This is a genomic window from Pseudoalteromonas shioyasakiensis (assembly GCF_022398475.1).
In the GTDB taxonomy this organism is placed as follows: Bacteria; Pseudomonadota; Gammaproteobacteria; order Enterobacterales; family Alteromonadaceae; genus Pseudoalteromonas.
Window position 1 is genome coordinate 1 of the sequence record NZ_JAKEVM010000312.1, and the last position, 591, is coordinate 591.

Consider the following 591-nt stretch of genomic DNA (forward strand, 5'->3'; position numbering starts at 1 on the left):
CCGGTGGTTCTGAATGGAAGGGCCATCGCTCAACGGATAAAAGGTACTCCGGGGATAACAGGCCGGTGGTTCTGAATGGAAGGGCCATCGCTCAACGGATAAAAGGTACTCCGGGGATAACAGGCTGATACCGCCCAAGAGTTCATATCGACGGCGGTGTTTGGCACCTCGATGTCGGCTCATCACATCCTGGGGCTGAAGTCGGTCCCAAGGGTATGGCTGTTCGCCATTTAAAGTGGTACGCGAGCTGGGTTCAGAACGTCGTGAGACAGTTCGGTCCCTATCTGCCGTGGGCGTTGGATGATTGAAGGGAGCTGCTCCTAGTACGAGAGGACCGGAGTGGACGAACCGCTGGTGTTCGGGTTGTGATGCCAATCGCATTGCCCGGTAGCTACGTTCGGAATCGATAACCGCTGAAAGCATCTAAGCGGGAAGCGAGCCCTAAGATGAGTCATCCCTAGACCTTTAAGGTCTCTAAAGAGCCGTCCGAGACTAGGACGTTGATAGGCAGGGTGTGTAAGCGTTGTGAGGCGTTGAGCTAACCTGTACTAATGACTCGTGAGGCTTAACCATACAACCCAAAAGGGTTTT

Annotated in this window: 1 rRNA gene; it reads left to right on the top strand. The window is 54.0% G+C overall.

Going from position 1 to position 591, the window contains the following annotated elements:
• Window positions 1-573 (top strand): 23S ribosomal RNA (locus L1D51_RS21665); the annotation flags it as partial.
• Window positions 574-591 lie beyond the last annotated feature (18 nt).